This is a genomic window from Pseudoalteromonas sp. AS84, from assembly GCF_038900255.1.
GTDB lineage: Bacteria > Pseudomonadota > Gammaproteobacteria > Enterobacterales > Alteromonadaceae > Pseudoalteromonas.
This window is the reverse complement of the sequence record NZ_JBBMQY010000018.1, coordinates 56,518-80,033: the sequence shown is the minus strand read 5'-3', so window position 1 is coordinate 80,033 and position 23,516 is coordinate 56,518. Positions and strand designations below refer to the sequence as shown.

Below are 23,516 nucleotides of genomic sequence, written 5' to 3'. Positions count from 1 at the left end.
ATGGTGCGGCTAGGTTAATTTATGCACCAGCAATGTGCGCAACATCTTCCTTCATATTACCCCCCATCCTATTCATAAAATTCAAGCTCATGTTTTTAATAAATAAAAAATAATTTTTAATAAAAAATAATGAAGCTGGCACATACAGTGCAATTATCCCGTTAGTTAAACAATAAAAAGCCGTCAGCCTAAAGGTTCCGATTACATAATAAAAACCTTGGCGAGCAAAAATCATATAACGGGAAATGGACATGCTAAAACTAAAAAAAACAATCGCTATCAGTGCTATAGCATTAATGGGCGCAACATCTTTAACGTCAACAGCCGTACATGCTGAAGTAACAGCAAACGCAGCGGCAACATCAAACTACTTATGGCGTGGTCAAGAGCAAACTGGGGGCGATGCAGCTATTTCAGGCGGTATTGATTACGCTAATGAATCGGGCTTTTATGCAGGTACTTGGGCTTCAAATGCATCGTGGGCAGATGAAATGACCTATGAGCTTGATTTATATGCAGGCTTTGGTGGCGACATTAACGAAAGCGTTAGCTATGATGTTGGCTATATTTATTACGCTTACCCAGACGCAGCCTCTGAAGCTGACGCAGATTTCTCTGAAATTTACGGTAGCATCAGTGTTGAAGGCTTTACCTTTGGTGCTTCAGTACTAGCAACATCAGCTGCAAGTGGTGATGGTACAGACTTTGGTGATTCACTTTACCTGACAGCTGACTACGGTTTTGCTGTTGGCAGTAACGGCACTGAAATGGCACTTCACTTGGGCCATTACTCTGGTGACTTTATTGGCGATGATAATATCTTAGATTACGGTGTATCAATTTCGAAAGATGGGTTCACTTTTGGTTTATCTGATACAGATATGGATGACTCAGATATTAAAGCTTACGTTGCTTATTCTGTAGACTTTAATTTATAAGAAAGAATGTGTTACTTGCTGCAACACGAAGGGCCTTTTGGCCCTTTTCTTATTTTTGAACAAGCCCCTTCACACCTGTTAACAAACCGTTACAATTGAATGAAAACAATACATACATTTTCCTTTATTCTATTACCTAGTCACTGGGCATTTATAACTGCCTAGCCATAAAATAGGTATAAAGGAATAATAATGAAATCACCTAACGCGTTTAGCGCCCTACTCGATATTTATATAAGTCCTAGTAAAGCTTTCAATGGTGTTGAACACGCCAGAGGTTGGTCATGGCTTGCTTTTATAGTCATGTCTTTAGTTTCAATGGCGAGTATTTATATTTTTTATTCCACTGTTGATATGCAGTTTTTGATTAATGAGCAAGTAGCAGCATCAACTATTGATGCGACGATTGGCGAGCAAAAAATGATTCGCCAAAGTATAGAGCAAAATGCAGAAGGCCAAGTATGGTTTGGTTTGTTTGGCGGCGTAATTGCGCTGGCTATCATGAATGCATTAATGGCACTTTATTATATGCTTGTGGCTAAACAGGATCCTGCATCAGAACATAGCTACGGAGCTTGGTATGGATTCTCTACCTGGACAATGATGCCAGTTGTTATTTCAAGCCTAGGAACAATTGCTCTTGTACTAAGTGCAAGTACAGATCAAATATCTCAACAAGCCGTATTTAGCTATGCATCCATTAACCAATTAATAATAGGACTTGAAATTGGCCATCCTTTTTATAGCTTATTAGAATCAATAAACTTGTTTAGCTTATGGAGCATTGCGCTGGGAATGATAGGCTTAAAATGCTGGACTAATTTTTCAACTAACAAAGCACTCCTATTCTCTGCTCTTCCTTCAATTATTATTTTTGGTATTTGGGCAATCATTGCAGCAAGTTAACTCTTAAGTGGAGGTAGATACTAGCTCCACATTACTTAATTCACGGATAGATAAAATGAAAAAAGCAATAATCATCACACTCGCTGTAGGCGCATTTATAGCCCTAATTGTGTCAAAGCAAATTTCTGGCGATGAAAAACAAGCCGAAGTAAATATTGCTCAAGTAGAGCTTGGCGACATTGCTGACTCAATAATGGCTTCAGGTAATTTAGTTTTTAATACACAAGTGCAATTACGCTCTGAAGTGACAGGCCGAGTGGATAAAATATTTGTTCAAGAAGGCCAAGGAGTAAAACAAGGCGATATGTTAATGCGCCTTGATACAACTGCTTTTGAATCAGAAGTTACCCGTAGTAAAGCAATCCTTCGCGCCACAGAGATTGAAATTAAACATAGTAGAACACGCCTGACCAATCTAGAGCGACAACTTAAAAGACAAAAAGACTTATACGATGTAGGTTTAGGTAATCAAGAAAGCTATGAGAACATTGAAAGCGCACGCGATCTAGCTAAAATCGATATTGAATCACGAATAGAGTCGTACAACCAAGCACAAGCGTCACTACAAATTGCGCAAGATCGCTTAAGTAAAAGTGTATTTAGAGCTCCAATGAGCGGCTTGCTTGCATCTGTAAATATTAAAGAAGGTGAAACCGTTATAGCCGGTACTACTAATATTATTGGTTCTGATTTGATGTTAGTAGCCGACCCAAGCGCTATTTTAGCCGAGCTACGTGTTGATGAAACCGACATTGCGAGTATTAAGCTTAACCAAAAAGCGAATATTTATGCTGCCGCATACCCAAATAAACCATTTAGCGGCACAGTAATCAATATTGGTACATCAGCTAAAAACCAAGCCGGCTCTCAAGGTTTATCGTTTAAAGTAAAAGTATTACTCGATACTACTGAGCGCCAGCTATATGCAGGAATGAGTTGTAGAGCAGAGATCGCAACAAGCATTGCCGAAAACGGTTTAAAACTTCCAATAGAAGCAATCCAAAAAGAGGACGATAAAACATTTGTATGGCGACTAAATAGTGACAACACAGTTAGCAAAATTGCCGTAACTGTTGGAATATCATCTGATATAGAGCAAGCAATTACTGACGGCTTAAATGAGGGCGACAAAATAGTTATTGGCCCTGCGCGCCCAGTAAGTCTTCTGACTGAAGGTGATGTGGTAAAACTTAAATCAGATGCAGACAAGGAAGAAGCCTAATGTCTGCCGTAATCAAGCTAGAGCATATTAATAAACAATACAAAATGGGCTCAGAGGTATTTAAGGCACTTGATGATGTAAACGTACATATAATGCAAAACGAATACGTGGCGATTATAGGACCTTCTGGTTCAGGCAAGTCGACCTTAATGAACTTATTAGGCTGTTTAGATACACCCAGCAGTGGCGAATACTACTTAAAAGATAAACTAGTAAAAAGTATGACCGAGACAGAGCTTGCTCATCAGCGTAATGAAAGTGTCGGGTTTATATTTCAAAGCTTTAACTTAATACCACGTGCAACCGCACTAGAAAATGTAATGCAGCCTTTAGTATATCGCTTTATTCCTAGTAAACAACGCAAGCAACAAGCCCTAGAAGCACTAAAGCGGGTAGGCCTCGGTGATAAAGTTAATCATTTATCTAGCCAGCTATCGGGCGGGCAACGTCAACGTGTTGCTATTGCCCGCGCTTTAGTCACAAAACCACATATATTATTAGGAGATGAACCCACAGGTAATCTTGATAGTAAAACGACCCGCGAAATTATGGATTTGTTTGATGAGCTGCATAACGAAGGTCACACTATTATTTTAGTAACACATGAGCAAGAGATTGCCGATCATTGCCAACGCGTAATTCGTTTAGTGGACGGTAAAGTGGTAAGTGATGTAACTAAAGATGAAGGAATCAAGCAACATGTTTAAATCAGCTCTTGCCATAATGGAAGGCACTAAAGCCGCTTTTTCAGCTATTAAAGCTAATGCAATGCGCAGCGCACTGACTTGCTTGGGCATTATTATTGGTGTTGCCGCCGTAGTTACTGTAGTTGCAGTAATGCAGGGTTTTACAAAGCAAATAAACGATCAACTTGCTGATATGTCGCCAGATGTAACAACAATAAAGCCTTACACCAGTATTGAACTCGAAATGGTTGGTAAAAATGCCAAGCTTACCTACGACGATTTTTTAGCTTTAAAGTCGCGTATAAAAGAAGCTGAAACGCTAACTGCCCTAATGTTTACCTGGCGTTTTTCGGGAGGGGCTGAGTATGGAAATAAAAGCCATTCATCGCGTGTAATAGGTACTGAGCAAGACTATCAAAAAGCGTATCGTACTTACCCTGAACTTGGCCGCTTTATTCGTGCCGAAGATGATGATAAACGTAGAAGAGTCGCATTTATCGGCTCTTCAATCATAGAAAAGCTAAACCTTCCTGAAAACCCAGTAGGTGAATATATAAAACTAGGTGGTGAATGGTTTAGGATTATTGGTGTTGCTGAAAAACAAGGTAGCTTATTTGGCTTTGACCAAGACGATTACATTAATATTCCAATTAGTACTATGAGTGCTTTAGAAGGCGGAAGTACACAAACTAATGTGCAAATTATGTTTAGGTTAAATGAAGGTACTAACGAAGAACAAGTGCTTGCAAAAATAACCCGTGTATTACGCCAACTACATAAACTAAAAGAGAAAGATGAAAACGACTTTGAATTTGAAACCGCTGAAAAATCTCGTGCCCAAATAGATAAATTTACCAGCAGTGCTACTGCTATTACTGCTGGTATTGTTGGAATAAGCTTACTTGTTGGCGGTATTGGTGTTATGAATATAATGCTCGTGTCGGTAACTGAACGCACACGCGTTATTGGTACATTAAAAGCACTAGGCGCAACACCTGGCTTTATTATGCTGCAGTTTTTAGTTGAAGCCGTTGTGCTTTCACTCTTTGGTGGTTTAATAGGACTCATTATAGGATATGGCGCCGCAGGGCTTATTTCGTTTTTAGTCCCTAGTATGCCTGATGCATATATACCAGCATGGGCTGTAATACTATCGTTCGGATTTACATCAATGATTGGGATTATATTTGGTTTAGCCCCTGCTATTAAAGCAGCAAGACTAAACCCTATAGATGCACTGCGTTACGAATAACTATTTTAAATAATTATTTAGCTTTAAATGGTACCTTATTACATTGTACTTCTACTGTTTTAGGGTACCAAGCTGGGCCGATTTGATTCACAACCACCTCAGCTAAACCATTAGTAAACGATTTATACGTATGAACGCTTTGCCACTCCCCTTGTGGGCAATGTGTTGTTAAATCTAACGGCTCTGATCCCTCGTACAACGCAAGTGCAAAATTATGATGCCACCGTGAGCTTTTTAGCGTTTTATTGCTTACTTTGCTCTGTATACCGTTATCAAAGTAAATATTTGTACACCCCGTTAAAATAATCAGTGTGCAACCGGCTGCAAATAGCTTGATGCTCATAATGTCTCCCCTAGTACTTGCTCTTGGCACCACACTTTAATGGTATGGGGCGAGTATATTCCAAGCGTAATTAAACTCAGCGCTCCATCACTAAACGTTTGTTGTGACTGCATTTGAATAACCGGTGTATCTAAGCAAACTTGTTTTACATCTACCCGCTGCTCACCCACTAATCCCCATAAATAAAATGGGCGGCTATCCTCGTAGGTCGCTTTACTTGTAATTTTTGCGATAGCTTGTGGCTGAATGGTTACCGCAGAACAAGCACTGAGGCTTAATGCTATCGCCCCTATAATTAATGGTTTCATACTCTTCCTTATAAACTAAATACCAGTAAGGTAACTTTATAAGAGAACATAAAATATTAGCGTAAAAAGCTGTGGGGAATATGTAGAAACGCTATGAAGTTTTATACAGTTTATTACACATAAAGGCCGCATAAATGCGGCCTTTAAAGTAGTCAACTTAAGTGCTTAGTAAATAAATAGACTTTAAAACTTAGCTAAGTTGTTTTTACTGTCTTTGTCGACCAGCTTAATGTAAGGATCTACCCCCGCAAATAATGGTTTTTCTTTTACTTTTAGCTCAATAGTATTGGTACCAGACACTATTTGATGCTTTTGCGAATAAATAACAAAGTCTTCAGCGAGTAAGTTTTCAGGATCATCGCTAAATAATGCAATATCAATTAGCTCATCGAGTGGTTGTTCGGTTTCTTCACCTTGGCCATCGGCATGCTGCTTAACGGCTTCTACATTAAGAGTTACGGTATAAAAGCCTTCGCTATCAGCGCTATCTGTAACTGACACATCTTTCATCTCAAACTCATACAAGGTGATATATTTAAACTGATCGTCAATAAAACTTTGCTCTGCTTGCGTTGCGTCTTGTTTTAAATAGCTAAGTAAATCAAGCGTAGTTGGGTATGGTGTTGATTGGTACTGAAACTCATTTAAAAATGCTTTGAGTGCATCATTTAAACGTTTTTCACCTAAACGATCATAAATCGCCATCATCACAATTGATCCTTTATTGTAATGAAGATATTGTTGAGACTGCGTTTTATATAGTGGCATTTCCTCAAAGGCTTCCCCTGTACGCCCTATTAAGTACCTATCAAGCTCATATTTTAAAAACTTACGTAGCTTCTCTGCGCCAAAGCGTTTTTCGAGCACCATAAGCGCACTGTACTGTGAAAGCGTTTCAGAAATAACTGCGCTCCCCTCTACATTTGCTCCCGACACTTGATGCCCCCACCATTGGTGCGCTACTTCATGTGCGGTAACATAATAAGGGTAGTCAACTTTACTCTCATCTCTTAAGTCTGTAATAAACCCCATGCTTTCTGAGTAAGGGACTGTATTGGCAAAACTTTGTGCAAACGAGCGATACTTAGGAAATTCAATTATACGTAGCTGTTTATGCTGATACGGCCCAAATGCTTGTGTAAAGTAATCTATCGAGTCTTGTACCGATTCAATCATACGGTCAATATTCCATGCATGATTTTTGTGGTAATACACCTCAATATTTACCCCATTATGCTCAACCTTTTTACTTTCAAGCTCTGCCGAAAGCACCGCATAAAAGTTTAAAATAGGCGCATCCATTTCATAAACAAAAGTACGGCGCCCGTCTTTTACACTTTCACTTTGTAAATACCCTGGGGTAATCGCAAATTGCGACTCGTCGGTTGTTACCGTTGCCTTAAAGTTAATAAACCCATTAGCTGCACCAAAATCACTTTGTGTATAGTACTGACTGTCTTCTAGCTTATGGGCACGTTCAAGTTCTGGTAAATCATGCTTACGGCGTTCAAATTTATCAGCTACCTGTAAACCACTGTTATAACCAAAGCTAGGAAGGAGTTCCAAGTTATTAATAAAAGTGCCATTGGCAACTAATTGTGTATCAGAGCCTTGATCAGTAAAGCCTGTATGTTCGCGAGTAACAGACAGTTGCCCTTCTCTTATTTCGTTTGGCATAAGCGGCTGCTCAAACTCAAACCATGCTGAATAAAGCGCTGGTAATTTTTCAACTATCTTACCGCCTGCCATGGCCACATCCCAACTTTTAGCGTGTTGAGGAGAGGAGATCAATACTCGCGTAATTGGCTCGTTAGAGGTATTGGTAAATTTAATTTTTGCCACAGCACTTAAAGCACGTTTTTTTGGATAAATATCAACAGTTAAGTCAACATCGGTCACCATAGGTAGTGCTAAGTCTTTGTATTGTGCAAACTGCTGTTCATAACTTATTTGCTTGTCTTGAAACTCATCGCTCGTAGTAAACTCGTTCAAAACTCTTGTGTTGTTATAAATATTGTAGCCTGCACCAACAAACACTAATGCACTAATAACCGCAACCGCTTGCCCTTTTAGCGACATATTATAACGAAGCATAGACAGGCGTGTACGCAGCGTTTGTGAAGGACCGCGGTGCCATAACGCAAACCCGACAATCGCTAAAACAAGACTTAACGCGCCCCAATATAGTGTGTACCAATGTGCAGCTAGTAAAAAGTGCCCATAACCATTTATATCAGAATACGGTACACTACTGCTTTGCGAAAAATGATACATATGATGCTCAAACCCATAAGAATCCATTACTGTTTGCGCTATGTAATACAAAATAAACAAGCCCATTCCTACATATTTATTCGGGCTAATAATCTGTAAAAAGAAGGCGAGTACCGTCAGCATAATTAACGGTAAAATCGACAAATAAACAATCCTAAATAAATACTGTCCTAGCTCTAAATTAAATTGACCTTTAAATAACTGAACTGTAATTGTGAGTATCATTCCCACTAGAAACAACCCAGAAATAGCGGCGATTAAAGCCAGTATTTTTGACACCCAAAAAACACTATTATGCACCGGAAAGCTGTCAACAATATCGCCCATGCCACTTTGTCGCTCTCGCCATACAAGCTCAGCACTATAAAAAGCGATAATAACAAACAAAAATAAACCGGAAATACCACTAATAATATTGACCATATTCTGAGTTAAAGGCCAGTTAGTAGTGCCATAAGCGCCAATAGGCGCAAACAGAGGGATCATAAGCGTTACAATACTTACACCCGCTAAAATCATAAAAGGAGCACTAAATATAACTTGTTTAAGTTCGAATATACTGCGCATTATTAGCTGTGATTTAGTACTGATCCCCGCTGATTTATAATTTTTAGCACTGTTGATAAGTGCAGCTTGTTTATTTTGTACAAAAGCAGAGACTTTAAATTGCTTCTTCTGTTTTTTAGTTACTATGCGGTTGCTTAGCTTTCCAAGTCCAAAAAACATTGCAATACTTATTGCTACCCACAATATACGGTTAACTAAAAGGTCACCTGTGAGCGTTAGCACTTCTGTGTTTTTATCGTTTACAGTCCAATAACGTGTTAAATCAATTAACGAACCAGAGCCAAATGGGTCGGCGTAAACAACAATATTTCTAAATGCTAAATCATCAAAGTAAACGCCGGCAATTTGATAGGCTATAAAAATCACAACAGCTGCTACATACACCGACATCATGGTTTTAAAATAGACCGCTACACTATTAAAAATAGCCGAAAGCACCAGTAAACTTGGCACTGCTAAATAAAGATAAGGCGCAGCGTAGTACATTAGCCTATTAGGACCAATCAATTCGCCATCGAGCCAGCCAACTAACAAACCAAATTGCGACCCTAAAAACACACCCAATGGCACGCTTAAAAATACAATAAGTACAACTAAGTAAGCACCAAAAAAACGCCCTGCTTGATAAGGCACAGGATTAACAGGCTTGCTAAAAACCAGCTCATCCATTTTGCTTTCACTGTTGCGAATAGCGGAGCTGGCAACAAAATTAACCACTAAAAACATAGCGAGTGTACAAAATGTAACGGTTAAAAGCATAATAGAGAAAGGCGAGTTCATATGAACATTCGCCCCACCTAGCGGAAACTTACTACTGGAGCTTATAAAAAACGCCATAAAAAAGAAGATTAACGACGTCACATAAAACGAAGGCTGGCGCACAAAGTAGCGCAGCTCAAACGCGAGCATATTAAAAAACATAACGCCTCCTTATGCTACTTGGCTGTTACGATGATTAAGCAGAGTAGAAAAATACACATCTTCTAGGTTTGCATTACTTGCTTCAAACCCTTGTGGGGCTTGCTCTGCTATTACATGTAAAATTGTTTTCCCTGCAAATAGGCGCTTAGAAATAACCGGTAATTGTGGTTCCAGCTCTTGCGCTTCTTCTTGGCTCATGGCTTTGCGCCAGATTTGCCCTTGGAGTTTATCGGTAAGGGCAATTGGGTTGCCCTCTAATAGTATTTTGCCGCCGGCCAGTACGGCCATGTTTGGGCAAAGCTCTGCTACATCTTCAACAATGTGAGTCGATAATATAACGACTTTTTGCTCACCTAAGCTTACTAACAGGTTATGGAAACGATTACGCTCTTCAGGATCTAACCCTGCTGTTGGTTCATCAACGATTAGTAAATCAGGGTCGCCTAATAACGCTTGAGCAATACCAAAACGCTGACGCATACCGCCCGAAAAGCCACTTACGGCTTTAGAGCGATGTTGATATAAATTAGTGTGCGCAAGTAATCCTTCAACCGACTCTTTACGCTCGGCTTTATTATGAATCCCCTTTAAAACAGCCATATGATCCAGCAAATCGTAAGCACTAACACGTGGATACACACCAAAATCTTGCGGGAGGTAACCTAAACGTTGGCGCAGTGCCTGTGGGTCTTTAAAAACATCAATACCATCAAAAGTAATTGAACCTGAATCAGCCGACTGCAGTGTTGCAATGGTACGCATTAGCGATGATTTACCTGCGCCATTTGGCCCAAGTAATCCAAACATCCCTTTACCTATAGATAAATCAACACCTTGTAGTGCATGTACGCCGTTATCGTAGGTTTTAGATAACCCTGTTATTGATAGCATTTTTACTTCCTTGAATATGAGTAATTATTTTTATAATGTTTTATACCACAAGAAAAATAGGAACATAAGTTACTTACTGGTTAAATTTGTAACAACAAATAAACATAATTTAAACTCATAACACTTGCCTGCACTGTATTCACTCGGTATAAAAACCACATATACTTTTATAAGAAGCGAAAAGCCATGCAAGATCACCAAAGCCAGCCATTAAACGACTTTATAGAATACCCACACGACGAAATGCTAAATCGCGCTAACGAGTTTTTAACCACTAGCCAACGCCGCCATAGCATTCGCAGCTTTAGCGATCGCCCTGTACCAAAAAATATTATTGAAGCATGTATAAAAGCAGCTGGCACAGCACCTAGTGGAGCGAATCATCAGCCTTGGCATTTTGTGGCTATAAACAGTAGCGATGTAAAAAAACAAATAAGAGAAGCCGCAGAAAAACTAGAGCGTTCTTTTTACGAAGGCAGAGCAGGTGAAGAATGGTTAGATGCGCTAAAACCGTTAGGTACCGACGCCAATAAACCTTACTTAGAACATGCGCCTTGGCTTATAGCTGTATTTAGTCAAAAAAAGGGGGGCGTAAGCACCGATGATAAAAATACGAATTATTATGTGCATGAGTCTGTTGGCTTAGCTACCGGCTTTTTAATTCAGGCTTTGCATCGTGCTGGTTTGGCAACCCTTACTCATACTCCAAAACCAATGAGTTTTTTAACCGATATATGTGGTCGCGATAAAGATAACGAGCGCCCGTATATGCTACTTATTGCAGGCTATCCTAGTGACGATGCCACAATACCCGCGCATGCACTGGATAAAAAATCTATTGATGAAATAGCTACGTTTATTTGAGTTAGTATTCACCGCAAGTTTTCGCTTGAGTTAAATCTTGCGATAACATGCTGCTACATATCTATAGTTTGGTCTAAACATAGTAGCTGTTTTCGTACGAGCTCTATTTACGTACAAACATTTTAAAAATTAATAGCACAAAAGTAATAGAGCTGAGGTTATTCTTTTGTGCTTTCACTGCGCTACTGACGCAACTAAAAGCGTTAGTCTTTACAAAATAAGCTATATAGCGTGCTAAGTAATTGCACTGCGTTATCGTCAATTACACGATAATAAATAGTTTGGCTTTCACGGCGAGTGGCAACAACATTCGCTTTTCGTAGTGCAGCTAAATGCTGAGAAAGTGCCGATTGTGCTAAAGGTACGGCTTCATTTAGTTGCGATACGCTCATTTCTTTATCTTGCAAAGAGCATAAAATCATTAAACGATTTTTATTCGCTAAAATTTTTAATAACTGCTCTGCCTGCGCCACATTCCCAGCCATTGCAATAAAGTCGATGTCCATAACATGCTCTTATTATAAAAAGTGATTGGAGTATAAATATATACATTGTTAATGTCTAACATTAGAATTTACTAATATAGAAAAAACGAATATAGTAAATAAAATACTAAATAAAGCTCAATAGCTCATTTTTTAATTGCGGAACTCATAATTGCCGTATTTGTATTGTTGCAATATTTTGATCCTAGATGAATATGGCTTACTGTTTTTACTACAATAAACTTAATTCAACTGCTATTAGTTGCTGGTATCTGATGATCACACTATTACGCAAACGTAACCTTAAGGAATAAAAAAGCATGCTTACATCAATCCCTGATTTACTAAAAATTATCACACCTAACCAACGCCGTATTGACGCAGCGCAAGCGAAACTCGAGCTTGAACAAAATAAAGGTTTACTTATTGATGTGCGAGAACCTGCAGAGCATGCAACAAAAGCAGCTGTTGGAGCAATAAATATTCCGCGTGGGTTACTCGAAATGAAACTAATGGAAATAGAAAAAGACGCAGCACGTCCAATTTACGTGCACTGCGCAAGTGGTGCTCGCGCAACGTTGGGAGCAGAAGCATTAACACGTGTGGGTTATGAAAACGTGACCGTTATTACCTGTGATGCAAACCAAATATGTAGTGTGTTTTAAGCACATACGTAAGTACTTGGTAGTTATCCCCCTAGCAAAGGGTAGTGCTTAACTTTGTGATAAGTCAGTGCTAATTTAATACACGCTTTAAGTGGGTGTTCTGGTAATGGCTTTTCACTATTTAACACTATTGCTCTATTTCCTTCAAAGATAAGATTATGAGAGTACAATTCTCTAAATGTGCTTACTAGCTTTGATTGGCAATGAAAAAACAAATAACACGATGAGCCCTTAAAGCCTATGCGAATGGGGCTGCCATTTATTACGCTATAACTTGGCTCTCCCCACTTTAGTGACTCTTTAACGGCTCCTAAGTTTTGCTCTTGTGCTACGATATAAATTAACTCTCGTAATTTTATGAGCTTACTTTTAATTAACTCAGGATAATTATTAAATATATTTTCGACATCCTTATTCATAAAGCATCCTTGTTAGCAGAGCATTCGTTACATTTAAGGCTAAACTATTTTTGCTGCCTTTCATCAAGTAAAACTAGTAGCATCTGCTCAATATTTTTAACACTATAAGTAAGTGCTCTCAGTAGCTCTTTCTCACTTTGCTCTGTTGCCTGCTGCGACGTTTTACCTTGATTAGCCAATATATCTTTTTGCTCAAGTATCGCCTCTCTAAACTCACTCGCATTAACTACACCAAGTAAAGATACTAAAGCGCCATTTCCTGATTGCCCAGCTGTTTCAAAACTTAAACGGTACAACCCAAATAGTCGCATTAGTGGGCCTTGGCTTAACCCTACATCTGTTATTTTTTCAAGCGGAATAGATTTTTCTTCTTTAAATAATATGCCACGTTTAACTACCAACTTTTGTGGTAATAAGTCAGCCGACATAGCTGCGAGTATTCGCCCGCCCACTAGCCATACAATCGCTAAGACAATGGGTAACAACGGAATAGTCACCAGCGCTAGTACACTAAAAAAAGCGGCCATTAGCATCCAGTATTGCTGAACCTTCGGGTCGAAAGATGCACTTTTTAAAATATGTTTTGTCATTGTTTTAATCCTTTATCTATATAACTAAAAATACACTCTGCAAGCTTCAATAATCTCTACTCAATCTTACAAGCTAATAACAACTTTTATAGCAAGAGCAATAAACACAACACCCAGTATTTTATCAAGCCATGGGTTTTGCTTAGTAAAGCCAAAGCGGGTTTTAGAAACCTCGGTCAATAATGCCACCAGCAAATACCAGCCGGTATCAATGACAAACACCGTTAAACACATAATTATGCCCACACTTAAAGTAAGTGCCTGAGGGTCTATAAACTGTGAGAACAAGGCTAAAAAGAAAATAGCGAGCTTGGGGTTTAAAAACGCAATGGCAAAACCATCTTGTAATGCTTTAGCTTCACTTACCTCACTTTTTTGTACTTCAAGTTCGTTATTACTTGGTTTTGCTAGCAATATTTTTATACCTAAATACGCCAAATAGGCCGCACCTAAGTAAACTAGTATTTGATAAACAGTTGGAAACTGCGTCATTAAAGCGCCTAACCCCAATAACGATGCACCGGCATACAAGCCAACGCCAATACCATGACTGAGCGCGGCAAGCATACCGTTTTTCATACAGCCATTAAGCGAGTGCTTTAAAACCACCGCTAAACTTGGCCCTGGTGACATTGCACCCATCATGCAGATAGCCGCTAGGCTTAACCATACTGAAAGTGTCATCTAAAGCTCGTCAGTTTCAATAAATAATGTATAACCGTGCACTTGCCCATAAAAGCCAGTTAATGGCACTGCGTTTATTACTTTCCAACCATCTTGGTTTAATTCCTGTATGCGATCATTCAGTGCGACTATATCTACGCCACCCAAAAAACGGGTCTTTCTAAATTCGATTACTTTTTGCATTTTAGTCCTTGTGTACTTTATAAAGTGTATTCAAAATCGTAGTAGTGAATTCCTTGCTCAATACGTATTTTCATACTGCCAGTTAACCCTTCTAACTCATTAGTGCCTGAATCGGGTATTACATTTAAAATTAGGCTGTCTTGCCCTTTATCCATCGTGCCAAAATGCTGCAGTACAAAACTGCCTTTTTTGCCGTCAAGCTCACCTATTACTTGCTCTATGGCAACATAACCGGCACTGCCTTGGGTTGGTGTCATGGCGCTTAGCATTTCGCCCTGGCTGGTAGCATTAAGCACACCACTAAATGTTTTATCTATCGACATACGCCCTAAGTTAATACCATTTTGGCCGCTTGCGTAGCCTTCTATTGGCGCTAGATTTACATTAAATTCTCCACTTACGGTTGCAGTAGTCATAACGTTTCCTTATTGATGCTAATATTTAAGAGTATTGATTTTTATTATCTTAGTGCCATATCTATACCTTAACCTTTAAAAAGAATCCACTATGTCAAAAAACACCTCTGCATCCGAAAAAGCTGCGTTTAGCAGTTTATTACCTGTTTTTGCGTTTATTAAACCGTACAAATGGATGGTAGTAGCCGCCCTAGCTGCGTTATTAGTTACCGCAGGCGTTAACTTGTCATTAGGGCAAGGTGTTAAATTTGTTATTGATCATGGCTTTATTGCAGGATCAAAGGCCCAATTACAGCAGGCCGTATTAGTACTTATTGGTTTAATCAGCTTATTAGCGATAGGTACCTTTAGCCGTTTTTATTTAATGTCGTGGATTGGCGAACGAGTCAGTAACGATATTCGAAAAGCCGTATTTAATCGTATTGTAACGCTGCACCCTAGCTATTTTGAAGAAAACCGCAGTGGCGAGCTTATGTCGCGTTTAACCACCGACACCACATTACTGCAATCAATTATCGGTTCATCTTTTTCTATGGCGCTGCGCAGTGTACTTATGTTGATTGGTGGCTTAGCTATGCTGTTGTTCACTAATTTAAAACTTACTTTAGTGGTTGTAGCCTGTGTACCACTGGTACTTGTACCCATGATGATATTTGGTCGCAAGGTACGCAAACTCGCAAGCTCTAGCCAAGATGCCATTGCCGACATAAGTACCTATGCCGGAGAAATCATACAAAATATTAAAGTAGTGCAAAGCTATAGCCATGAAGAGCAAGAGCAACATGCCTTTGCGCTTGAGACCGAAAAAGCCTTTAACGTGGCTAAAAAACGTATTAAGCAACGTTCATTTTTAATAGCCGTGGTGATTTTTTTAACCTTTAGTGCCATTAGCGCTATGTTATGGGTAGGTGGTAATGACGTACTTGCAGGCACCATGAGCGGGGGGGAGCTAGGTGCGTTTGTGTTTTACGCTATTATGGTTGCAATGTCGGTGGCAACCGTTGCTGAAGTATATGGCGAACTACAACGTGCAGCAGGCGCTGCGGCGAGATTACTTGAGTTACTTGCTGTTAAAAGTGAGATTGAAAACCCGCTAAATCCACAAGATAGTCATTTACTGCATGATAGTAGTAGCCCTGCTATTACGCTTGAAAATATAAGCTTTAACTACCCTTCTCGCCCAGACGTAAGCGCGCTTAATAAAATAAGCCTAAATATAAATCAAGGCCAAACCGTGGCAATTGTTGGCCCTTCTGGCGCAGGTAAAACAACATTATTTGAATTACTACAGCGCTTTTACGATCCGGCTAGCGGAGCCATTAAATTTAAAGATGTAAACATTAAAGATTTATCACTTAATACTCTGCGCAATAAAATGGGCATGGTAGCGCAAAACCCTATTTTATTTAGCTCCGATGTAATGCATAACATTCGTTACGGCAACCCAAGTGCAACCGATGAGCAAGTATATGCCGCAGCAAAGTATGCGCATGCCGATGAATTTATCAAACAGTTACCGCAAGGTTATAACAGCTTTTTAGGTGAGCAAGGTGTGAGGTTATCGGGTGGGCAAAAGCAGCGTATTGTGCTTGCACGCGCCATATTAAAAGACCCTGAAATACTTCTTCTTGATGAAGCCACCAGCGCGCTGGATGCGCAAAGCGAACACCATGTACAAGCTGCACTTGAGCATTTAATGCAAAACAGAACAACGTTAATAATTGCCCATAGGCTGGCAACGGTAAAACATGCCGATGTAATTGTAGTAATGGAAAATGGGGAGATTATAGCAACGGGCACTCATCAAGAGTTATTAGCAAGTAACCCGTTGTATCAAAAACTGTGTGAATTACAGTTTAATAAAGACTAACCTTCGGTATTTGGCACTATCTGAATTTCTACACGGCGGTTTTGAGCACGGCCATTTGCACTATCATTAGTTGCAATTGGGCGTGTTTCGCCATAGCCCATGGTGCTAATACGTGTAGCCATAATTTGTTGGTTCACTAAGTAGTCTTTCACACTTTGTGCGCGTTCACGCGATAGGTTCATGTTGAAGCTATCTTTACCCGTACTGTCGGTATGACCTTCTACACTAAGGTAGGTTTTTTCGTACTTGTTCATTACTTTAGCAATCGCATCTAACGTATCGTTAAAGCCTGATGAAATATAAGATTGAGCAGTCGCAAACGTAATGTTTGATGGCATTACTAAACGTAAGTTATCGCCCTCTCGTACTACTTCTACACCAGAGCCCGCTAATTCATCACGAAATGCTTCTTCTTGCTTATCCATGTAGTCGCCAACAGCTGCGCCAGCAAGTGCACCAATAGCTGCACCAATAAAAATACGTTTATCTTTATGATTACCCGTAGCCTTACCTAATACACCTCCGGCTGCGGCGCCTATAGCGGCTCCTTTACCTGTGTTATTCATTTCACAACCAGAAAGTAATACAGCTACTACGGTTACGCTTAAAAGTGATTTAGTTAAAGTCATGGTGATACCTTATTCATTAAGAATTTAGCAAGAGTATGCAAATACATGTATGAACAAACTATGAAGAGAGTGTTAAAAGCAACGCATCTTGCTTGATTGTTAAACAGACCTCAAACTAATGTGCCATTTTAATAAAAATGTCATACTACGCTGTGACAATTTAATGAATTTTACAAAGGATATTGGCGCAATGTTAATTGCTATTTTTAGACAGTTTTTTTTACTAGGGTGCATGAGTTTTGGTGGCCCCGCTGCGCATTTAGGTTATTTTAAACGTCACTTTGTAGACTCGTTAAATTGGCTAACCAATACTCGTTACGCACAACTTATTAGTTTAAGCCAAGCACTGCCAGGACCAGGCTCTAGCCAAGTTAGTTTTGCTATTGGCGTTGAGCGTGCTGGCGTCCTGGGTGGTATAGCTGCCTTTGTAGGCTTTACTCTGCCTTCGTTTTTAATAATGGTGCTACTTGCTGTAAGTGCACATCAGTTTGACGCTGTTTACTTTGCTATTATTACAGGCTTAAAGTTATTTGCCGTTGTTATAGTTGCTGATGCCACACTTAGTATGGCTAAAAGCTTTTGTACAAGTGCTGCGCTTAAGTTACTTGCCGTAATGAGTACACTTGCTTTAGTATTATTTCCAATGATGGCCACTCAAATCGCTATTTTAATAACCGCTGCAACAGTAGGTGCTATATGGCCTTTATTAAAACTTGGTACACCCACAAAAAATGTTAGCAGTACAAAAAGCTATATTAATTGGATTGCACTGGGGTTATTTGCGCTCTTACTTGGTGTGAGCTTTATTCCACTAGGCCATGAGTTTGCTTTGTTTGCCCCTTTTTACCAAGCAGGTGCAATGGTGTTTGGCGGCGGACACGTAGTACTGCCGGTACTTCAAGCAGGCGTACCAGCATTGAGTGATGATCAGTTTTTAAGTGCTTACGCGAGTGCACAAGCGGTGCCAGGACCTATGTTTACTATTGCTACTTACTTAGGCGCACAACTTACTACAGAGCAACCTTTAGTGGGTGCTCTTATAGCTACACTACTTATATTTATGCCTGGTTTTTTACTTATACTTGCGTTTCAAAAGAGCTGGATTAACTTGGCAAGTAAGCCACGCTTTGCAAGCTCAATAGCGGCGCTTAATGCTGCGGTAGTCGGTTTTTTAGCGGCTGCACTGTATTCGCCAATCTGGACATCAGCTGTGCATAGTCTTTGGCAAGTTGCGTTAGTAATAATTGTATTTGCATGGCTGCAATTTAAAAAGCCACCTATTTGGTGGCTCTTAGCTTTGTTTATTACTGTGGGTCTTTTACAACACTATTTGCCATCACTCTAAATGTTGGCTTATCTGTTTGTTGCTCGTTGGGAGGGCTTAACTGCCCACTAACACTTTGATACGCCCTAAGCCCAAACACAGGTAATACCGCAAGCAAATGATCCATTATTTCGGCTTGTAAGTGCTCGTACGAAATCCAGCGTTTATCTTCACTAAAGCAATAAAACTCAATAGGCAAACCATGATTAAGTGGTTGTAGCTCTCGTACCATTAACGTAAGCGACGTATTAATTTTACTGTGCTGTTTTAAATAGCCTTCTGCATAACGACGAAACAGCCCTAAATTAGAAACCTGAGCAGGTAATGTCGTTACTCGGATATAGTCATGAAGCGGAATAGCCGCATCAATTTGCTTTCTAAACTCATCACCCACTAAACAAATACTGTGCATATCTATGTTAAGTGAACGTTTAATACGCCTACCGCCCGACTCTTGCATGCCGCGCCAGTTTTTAAATGAACCCGCTACCAACATATAAGTTGGAATAGTTGTTATGGTGTTATCCCAGTTACGTACCTTTACAGTGTTTAAACCCAAATCAATTACTTCGCCATCGGCGCCGTAGTTTTCTACTTGAATCCAATCACCATAGGTTACTAAACGGTTTGCTGCTATTTGAATACTGGCTACAAAGCCTAAAATAGTGTCTTTAAATACTAATAACGTAACGGCAGCAATAGCACCAAAGCCAGAGAGAATATAAGTAGGTGACTTCTCAAGAAAAATGCTCACAATTAAAATTGCACACACAATAAAGGTTATTAGCTTAACAACCTGAATTAAGCCTTGAATGGGTACTTCGCGTGCAAACTCTAACTGGTTATAAATAGTACCCGCAATGCTCACAATACTACTAAAAATGAACCCGGCATAAATAATAAGTAAAGCTTGTCCTATCGTTTTTAGTATTTCTGCTGCTATTTCGTTAACTGGGTATACACTATCAAATGTAGCTAAAAACAATACGCAGCAAAGCATTCCTGCAATACGTTTATTTAGCTTATTAAGCATAGGCGAAAGCGCACCAATTCGCTCAGGGGAAAGCCTCGTCACTATTTTTTGAATGCCAGGTAACATTAACCTACGAGTAAATAAGTAAACAATTAATAAAGAAAAGATCCCTATCGAGACTGCAGTGATTGAGCTAAGAAAATCCGCGTCGGGTACTTTTTCAAACCAAGGAGCAATTAATTCCTGTAGGTGGGTGTTGGTCATAGTGTTTCAATTTCCTTACTGATTTGTGGTTCAGATAAATCTTGTTGAGCATAAATGTCGGCAAGCTGCTGATCTTTAGCAACCCATAGCTCATTCACATAATGTTGAAAATTAACTTTAAATACGTCATCGCTTTGATAGCTGCCCTGCATACTTTCATTAATGGGCGTTACGTTTATTGAAACATAAATAGAATCTAGCTCACCTTTTAACAAGTTACGACAAACATGATCTGTTTTACCGCTATACACTAAACTTGTATTAAGCATGGCATCAAATTGATCGGCTAATACTTCAAGCGCAAAAGCAATGCCGCCCGCTTTAGGCTTTAATAAATACTTAAAAGGACTTTGTTGCAGTTTATGTTTGGCTAGCGTATAGCGTGTACCTTCAACAAAATTAATGATGGTAGTAGGATGATGACGAAAATTACGACAGCTACGCTTGGTGCGCTCTACATCTAATCCTTTCAACTTTGGGTTTTTAGCTAGTTGCGCTTTGCTTACCCGTTTCATAAACGGCATACCCATAGCCCACGCACCAGTCCCAATAAAAGGCATGTATTTTAACCCGTCTTTTAAAAAGAACTTAGGGGCAGGCAATGCATGTAATGAGCTAAGTACGGTTATATCTAACCAACTCGCGTGGTTACAAATAAGTAAATACCAACTTTTTGAGTTTAAGTCGCCACTTATATCAACCACAATATTAGGGCAACCTAACCAAAGCCCTAAACGGTTGCCGTTACACCAACCTCGGTAAGCGCTGTGTAATATAGAGTTAACCACAGGCAAAGGCAGTAATAACTTAATAAGGCCCAGTACAAATACTAGCGAGCCAAAAAGTATCATGTTAGAAAACAATACGCAGCCTACAATTAAGCCGTTAAGCCAATTTGGTAACCACTTTTTTAGCATAACTGTAAGCTCATATTTTTGCCTTTTATTTGGGGTGTTTTTCGAGCGATTGTAATGTTTGCTCTTTATTTTCCCATAAACGATTTAGCTCGCTTTGAAAGCGTACTCTAAATTCAGAATCGCCGGTGTAGTCACCAATAAGCTCTTCGCTTACCGGCCTTACTTCCACGTGTACGTTGATATTTTTTACCTTACCACCAGCAAAATCCATAAAAGTAGGAATGCCATCAGGGTAGTGAATTGTTACGTTAACCACTTTAGTAATTTGCTCGCCCATTGCTTGCATTACAAAAGCAATACCACCCGCTTTTGGTTTTAATAAATGTGGGAACGGGCTATTTTGACGTTCATGCTTTTGCGTAGTAAAACGAGTGCCTTCTACAAAGTTAACTACGGTTACTGGCATTTCTTTAAATTTTTCACACGCTTTACGCGTGGTTTCTAAATCTTTGCCACGCAACTTTGGATTCTTTTTTAATTGGCTTTTGCTCGTGCGAGTCATAAACGGAAAATCAAGCGCCCACCAACACAAACCTAAAATAGGCACGTAAATAAGCTCTTTTTTCAAAAAGAAGTTTAAAAATGGAATTTTTCGATTAAACACACGTTGTAATACTAAAATATCGACCCAGCTTTGGTGATTCGCTATTACTAGGTACCAATCCTTTAGTTTAAGGTCTTCAAGGCCAGTTACATTAAGTTTAGTTGGCGTAAATAACTTTTGATTTAAGCTATTAAAGGTAACCCAAATAGTTGCAAATTGCTTAGCTGCCCAGCTCATAAGCTTTTGTAAAGGCTTAATAGGGATAAGCTTTATAAGCCCACAAACAAAAATAGGCACAAACCAAAAAAGTGTGTTTATTGTGTAAAAAATAATACTAAATACACTGCGAATAACTGACATTACTTCCATTCCTTTAAACATTGCGCAGCCACTAATACTGCGCTTTCAGTTGCTTACAAATTAATCTTCAAAATAGGTATAGCCTTCAAGGCCTGCATTAAGCTCAGCTAAATAACCTTCTTTACACTGCGTCGATACATCAAGTTTATTAACTTGGTACGCAAAGTTGTCAGCTAAAATAGCGCTATCATAGTCAACAAACTTTAATACATCCTTAACGCTATCACCTTTTATGGCATTGGTTAACACATAACCTTCATCGTTAAGCTCTACATGCACCGAATCAGTGTCACCAAATAGGTTATGTAAATCGCCTAAAATTTCTTGATATGCACCCACCATAAACATAGCAATGTGGTATTGCTCACCGTGTTTATATTCTGGTATTGGTAGGCTGGTTTCGATACCAGCGCCTTCAACATATTCGCGGATTTGACCGTCAGAGTCACAGGTAATATCTTGAATAATCGCGCGCTGAGTCAATGGTTGAGTTAAGTTCTCGATTGGCATAACCGGAAACAACTGCTGAATACCCCATACATCAGGCAATGACTGAAATAATGAAAAGTTAACAAAGAGTTTATCTGCAAGCTTTTCGTTTAAATCGTCGAGTACTTCACGGTGTGCGCGCGCGTTATTACTAAGCGATGCACGCACACGATGTAAAATAGTAAAGTAAAGCTGCTCTATTTTCGCCCACTCTAACATGCTTACTAAGCCATGCACGTACTGATCGTGCGCTTCGCTAAATAAGTGCATAGCGTCGTGATAAATCTCTAATGCCATACGCGGGTTTAAACGCTGTAAACACTGCCACATTTCATCAAGCACTAATGCGCTATTTTCAAGCGGTGGCTCTGGATTTAGATGATTAGGCGCTTTTTCTACGTCTATTACATCGGTAATTAATATCGCATGGTGAGCAGTTAAAGCACGCCCCGACTCGGTGATAATGGCCGGATGCGTAAGGTTATGCTGATCGCACACTTCTGCAAATGCATTCACTACGTTACGCGCATACTCTTCTACGGTGTAATTCATTGAACACGCACTACGTGAGCCAGAGCCCTCGTAATCAACGCCTAAGCCGCCGCCCACATCAACGGTATTTAACGGTACGTTTAATTGTGTCAGCTCAGCAAAGTGGCGTGCACATTCACGTAAAGCACGGTGAATATCACGAATGTTGGCAATTTGAGAACCTATATGAAAATGCACCATTTGCATTAAGTGCAGCTTATTATGCTTTTTAAGCACTTCAACAGCACTTAGTACTTGGCCTGCTGTTAAACCAAACTTGCCTTTTTCACCGCCCGTGTTTTGCCACTTGCCTTTGCCTACTGAGTTTAGGCGAATGCGAATACCAATAGCCGGTTCAATGCCTAGGTTGTCTATTTCTTCTAATAAGGTGGTCAGTTCTGAAAGCTTTTCTACCACAATTTTTACGCTGTGGCCCATTGCTTGACCAATACACGCTAAGCGTAAAAACTCACTGTCTTTATAGCCGTTACATACAATAGTGATTGGCTCTTTTGCCACGCCCAAAATAGCCATAAGTTCTGGCTTTGAGCCTGCTTCTAAGCCAACAAGCCCGCTTGGATGCGCTAATAATTTACTTACTACAGAGCGCTGTTGATTTACTTTAATTGGATAAACACAGGTGTATTTGCCGTTATATTCACGATTTGCTCGCGCTTGCGTAAACGCGTTAGTAAGTGTGTCTACACGATTTTTTAAAATATCAGTAAAGCGCACTAAAACCGGCAACGTTAAACCTTGTTGCTTAAACTGCTCAGTTAATTGCGTTAAAGAAATGGCCGGTTTTGTTTGGTCGCCATCTGGGTAAGCCACCAGTTCGCCTTGTGCATTAATATCAAAATAACCATCACTCCAATGAGCAACGTTGTAAGTGGCGCGTGCTGTTTCTAAACCCCAGGTCATGGCAACTCTTCTTTAGTCAATTAGGTATAAAGGCGCATTTTAATACGTCACTATCCACTAGGCTAACAAAAATTGAACTT

The 23,516-nt window shown here is 39.6% G+C and carries 24 protein-coding genes; 9 read left to right on the top strand and 15 right to left on the bottom strand.

Features of this window, described 5'->3' with window-relative positions:
- Positions 1-251: 251 nt before the first annotated feature.
- From WNY79_RS16355 to WNY79_RS16335, 5 genes are all read left to right on the top strand, one after another.
- Complete coding sequence (locus WNY79_RS16355; RefSeq protein WP_024591363.1) at positions 252-938, top strand: TorF family putative porin; 687 nt, start codon at positions 252-254, stop codon at positions 936-938.
- A 192-nt stretch (positions 939-1,130) separates the two neighbouring features.
- Positions 1,131-1,844 carry a YIP1 family protein gene (locus WNY79_RS16350; protein ID WP_342876404.1) on the top strand — a complete coding sequence of 238 codons (714 nt, stop codon included), beginning with the start codon at positions 1,131-1,133 and terminating at the stop codon, positions 1,842-1,844.
- 55 nt (positions 1,845-1,899) lie between these two features.
- Positions 1,900-3,066: an efflux RND transporter periplasmic adaptor subunit gene (locus tag WNY79_RS16345; RefSeq protein WP_165726609.1), complete on the top strand. Its 1,167-nt coding sequence runs from the start codon at positions 1,900-1,902 to the stop codon at positions 3,064-3,066.
- Complete coding sequence (locus WNY79_RS16340; RefSeq protein WP_024594267.1) at positions 3,066-3,773, top strand: ABC transporter ATP-binding protein; 708 nt, start codon at positions 3,066-3,068, stop codon at positions 3,771-3,773. The genes WNY79_RS16345 and WNY79_RS16340 overlap by 1 nt, the downstream gene beginning before the upstream one ends.
- Positions 3,766-5,004: an ABC transporter permease gene (locus tag WNY79_RS16335; RefSeq protein WP_342876403.1), complete on the top strand. Its 1,239-nt coding sequence runs from the start codon at positions 3,766-3,768 to the stop codon at positions 5,002-5,004. Before WNY79_RS16340 ends, WNY79_RS16335 begins: the two co-directional genes overlap by 8 nt.
- Before the next feature lie 13 nt (positions 5,005-5,017).
- On the opposite strand, the gene WNY79_RS16330 is transcribed toward WNY79_RS16335, so the two are convergent.
- From WNY79_RS16330 to WNY79_RS16315, 4 genes are all read right to left on the bottom strand, one after another.
- Entirely contained in the window at positions 5,018-5,347 is a 330-nt protein-coding gene (locus WNY79_RS16330) for a hypothetical protein (RefSeq protein WP_342876402.1), read from the bottom strand.
- Entirely contained in the window at positions 5,344-5,655 is a 312-nt protein-coding gene (locus WNY79_RS16325; protein ID WP_024599488.1) for a Bor family protein, read from the bottom strand. The genes WNY79_RS16330 and WNY79_RS16325 overlap by 4 nt, the downstream gene beginning before the upstream one ends.
- Positions 5,656-5,838: 183 nt before the next feature.
- The gene (locus WNY79_RS16320) at positions 5,839-9,417 is read right to left on the bottom strand and encodes a M1 family aminopeptidase (RefSeq protein WP_342876401.1); all 3,579 of its coding nucleotides are present in this window, start codon (positions 9,415-9,417) and stop codon (positions 5,839-5,841) included.
- 9 nt (positions 9,418-9,426) lie between these two features.
- Positions 9,427-10,308, bottom strand: coding sequence for an ABC transporter ATP-binding protein (locus tag WNY79_RS16315; RefSeq protein WP_007584623.1), 882 nt, complete (start codon positions 10,306-10,308; stop codon positions 9,427-9,429).
- Between the two features lie 186 nt (positions 10,309-10,494).
- Here WNY79_RS16315 and WNY79_RS16310 point away from each other — a divergent pair, with 186 nt between their 5' ends.
- Entirely contained in the window at positions 10,495-11,172 is a 678-nt protein-coding gene (locus WNY79_RS16310) for a nitroreductase family protein (protein ID WP_024599486.1), read from the top strand.
- A gap of 203 nt (positions 11,173-11,375) precedes the next feature.
- On the opposite strand, the gene WNY79_RS16305 is transcribed toward WNY79_RS16310, so the two are convergent.
- Positions 11,376-11,678, bottom strand: a complete 303-nt coding sequence (locus WNY79_RS16305) for a metalloregulator ArsR/SmtB family transcription factor (protein ID WP_024599485.1) — start codon at positions 11,676-11,678, stop codon at positions 11,376-11,378.
- A gap of 299 nt (positions 11,679-11,977) precedes the next feature.
- Here WNY79_RS16305 and WNY79_RS16300 point away from each other — a divergent pair, with 299 nt between their 5' ends.
- Positions 11,978-12,322, top strand: a complete 345-nt coding sequence (locus WNY79_RS16300) for a rhodanese-like domain-containing protein (RefSeq protein ID WP_024599484.1) — start codon at positions 11,978-11,980, stop codon at positions 12,320-12,322.
- A 23-nt stretch (positions 12,323-12,345) separates the two neighbouring features.
- Here WNY79_RS16300 and WNY79_RS16295 read toward each other — a convergent pair whose 3' ends face one another.
- The 5 genes from WNY79_RS16295 to WNY79_RS16275 form a co-directional block, all read right to left on the bottom strand.
- Positions 12,346-12,741 carry a DUF1801 domain-containing protein gene (locus WNY79_RS16295; RefSeq protein ID WP_342876400.1) on the bottom strand — a complete coding sequence of 132 codons (396 nt, stop codon included), beginning with the start codon at positions 12,739-12,741 and terminating at the stop codon, positions 12,346-12,348.
- A 44-nt stretch (positions 12,742-12,785) separates the two neighbouring features.
- On the bottom strand, positions 12,786-13,331 hold the full coding sequence (locus WNY79_RS16290; RefSeq protein WP_182734563.1) for a PH domain-containing protein: 546 nt from the start codon (positions 13,329-13,331) through the stop codon (positions 12,786-12,788).
- Between the two features lie 66 nt (positions 13,332-13,397).
- Positions 13,398-14,015 (bottom strand): LysE family translocator, encoded by a 618-nt coding sequence (locus WNY79_RS16285; protein WP_342876399.1) that lies wholly within the window; start codon positions 14,013-14,015, stop codon positions 13,398-13,400.
- A complete protein-coding gene (locus tag WNY79_RS16280; RefSeq protein WP_024599480.1) occupies positions 14,016-14,198 on the bottom strand; it encodes a hypothetical protein in 183 nt (60 codons plus the stop codon).
- Between the two features lie 17 nt (positions 14,199-14,215).
- A complete protein-coding gene (locus tag WNY79_RS16275; protein WP_024599479.1) occupies positions 14,216-14,614 on the bottom strand; it encodes a DUF3224 domain-containing protein in 399 nt (132 codons plus the stop codon).
- A 91-nt stretch (positions 14,615-14,705) separates the two neighbouring features.
- Between WNY79_RS16275 and WNY79_RS16270 the strand changes: the two genes are divergently transcribed.
- Entirely contained in the window at positions 14,706-16,484 is a 1,779-nt protein-coding gene (locus WNY79_RS16270) for an ABC transporter transmembrane domain-containing protein (RefSeq protein WP_024599478.1), read from the top strand.
- Here WNY79_RS16270 and WNY79_RS16265 read toward each other — a convergent pair.
- Entirely contained in the window at positions 16,481-17,113 is a 633-nt protein-coding gene (locus tag WNY79_RS16265; protein ID WP_024599477.1) for an OmpA family protein, read from the bottom strand. The genes WNY79_RS16270 and WNY79_RS16265 overlap by 4 nt on opposite strands.
- Positions 17,114-17,303: 190 nt before the next feature.
- Between WNY79_RS16265 and chrA the strand changes: the two genes are divergently transcribed.
- Positions 17,304-18,458: a chromate efflux transporter gene (chrA, locus tag WNY79_RS16260; protein ID WP_342876407.1), complete on the top strand. Its 1,155-nt coding sequence runs from the start codon at positions 17,304-17,306 to the stop codon at positions 18,456-18,458.
- Here chrA and WNY79_RS16255 read toward each other — a convergent pair.
- From WNY79_RS16255 to speA, 4 genes are read right to left on the bottom strand one after another with little or no spacing between them, the layout of a single operon-like run.
- Positions 18,418-19,674 (bottom strand): mechanosensitive ion channel domain-containing protein, encoded by a 1,257-nt coding sequence (locus WNY79_RS16255; protein ID WP_024599475.1) that lies wholly within the window; start codon positions 19,672-19,674, stop codon positions 18,418-18,420. The two genes, chrA and WNY79_RS16255, sit on opposite strands and share 41 nt — an antisense overlap.
- Positions 19,671-20,591, bottom strand: a complete 921-nt coding sequence (locus WNY79_RS16250) for an acetyltransferase (RefSeq protein WP_342876398.1) — start codon at positions 20,589-20,591, stop codon at positions 19,671-19,673. The genes WNY79_RS16255 and WNY79_RS16250 overlap by 4 nt, the downstream gene beginning before the upstream one ends.
- Before the next feature lie 25 nt (positions 20,592-20,616).
- Positions 20,617-21,495, bottom strand: a complete 879-nt coding sequence (locus WNY79_RS16245) for an acyltransferase (protein WP_342876406.1) — start codon at positions 21,493-21,495, stop codon at positions 20,617-20,619.
- Positions 21,496-21,555: 60 nt separating this feature from the next.
- On the bottom strand, positions 21,556-23,436 hold the full coding sequence (gene speA / locus WNY79_RS16240; RefSeq protein ID WP_342876397.1) for a biosynthetic arginine decarboxylase: 1,881 nt from the start codon (positions 23,434-23,436) through the stop codon (positions 21,556-21,558).
- Positions 23,437-23,516: the final 80 nt, after the last annotated feature.